A 1,398-nucleotide genomic window follows, 5' to 3' on the forward strand; every position below is an offset into this window, starting at 1 on the left:
GCCCTTGGTGACGGTGTCGATGACGGACACCGGCTGATCGGCGTCGACGCCGAAGCGCAGCACCACCAGCCGATCGGGGTTCGCCGGCGCCGGGAACGCCAGCGACTCGACGATGCCGTCGGCGCCCTTGCTGGTGACCGCCTTCCAGCGCACCAGGTAGCCCTTCTGCCCGGCCACCGTCACCGCCTTGGAGGCGAGCACCTGGTGCGAGGTGATCGAACCGTAGGTGGCGCCGCCGTAGGACTGCTCGGCGTTGGCCGCGATGTCGGCCTTCGCGACCTCCTCGGCGGTGTCCCCGTCGGTGCCCAGCATCTCGACGGGCGCCGAGTACACGCCCCCCTTGGTGCAGGTCTTCGACGTGTCGCCGGGGCACTTGTAGGACGCGTCGGACGTGACCTGCGCGCCCGCGTTCATCTGCTGCCCGGTCCAGCCGTCCGGGATCGGGATGCTGATCCCGTTGAGCGTGTCGGTCACCGAACCGCTCTTGATCTTCGGCGCCTCGGACTCGTCCGGAGTGGGCGAGGACCCGTCCGGACCGCCCGAGCCGCCGGAACCACCGTCACCGAAGGGCCCGCCCCGACCGCCGTCCTGGCCGCCGGAACCGCCCGGCCCGCCCTGGTCGCCGGGCCCCTGCGCCGTGCCGGGACCGGCCGAGCCGCCGTCGTCCTTGGTCAGCGCGTACACGCCGACCCCGATGCACGCGAGGACCACGGCGGCCGCCGTGACGGCGATGGCCGTGCGCACCCCGCGCCGCGGCACCGGGCCCGCCGGCGCCCCGGGGTACACCGGGTGACCCGGGGCGCCGGCGGCCGGTTGCTGCGCCGGCGGACCCCATGCGGCGGCCGAGCCCACGGGGCGGACCTGGTCCGTCCACGCCCTGCCGTCCCACCAGCGCTCGGTGGCGGGACCGTCACTTGTCTGCCCGGGGTCGGGGTACCACCCGGGGGGAGTCACCTGCGTCATGCCCCCACCGTATGAGGCAACGGTGAAAGTCGTATGAGAGGAACCGCACCCGGGCCGCGCCCGTGGCGGAACCTCTCCCTCCGATCGGCTGGAAAACGACGTCAATTCGCTGCGCGTCACCGGTCGTTGACGTCCTGAGGGCTTTGCGCAGGCCCGTCGGGGCGCCGCGGCCCGCCCCGCGTCACCCGTCGAGGCAACAGCTGCACAGACCGGCCTCCGCGCGGGCCGCCGGACGGCTACGCTCGAGGTCTGTACGTCGTTCGGGCGACTTGGGGAGGTAGCGGGATGACGGAGGTACGGCCGGCGGCGGCCACCTCGGCTTCCCTCTGGGAGCGCGACGAGGAGGTCGCCGCCATCGAGTGGGCGGTGGCGACACTCAGCGACGACCGGTCCCCGTCGGGCCGGCTGCTGGTCCTCCGGGGCGAGGCGGGGCGC

Annotated in this window: 1 protein-coding gene; it reads right to left on the reverse strand. The window is 74.0% G+C overall.

Annotated elements, in window-relative coordinates; all coding sequences use genetic code 11:
• Positions 1-963, reverse strand: a 963-nt coding sequence (locus ALMP_RS43695; RefSeq protein ID WP_264937640.1) for a DUF2510 domain-containing protein, incomplete at its 3' end; no start/stop codon positions are given.
• Positions 964-1,398: the final 435 nt, after the last annotated feature.

Source organism: Streptomyces sp. A012304 (genome assembly GCF_026008495.1).
Lineage (GTDB): Bacteria > Actinomycetota > Actinomycetes > Streptomycetales > Streptomycetaceae > Streptomyces.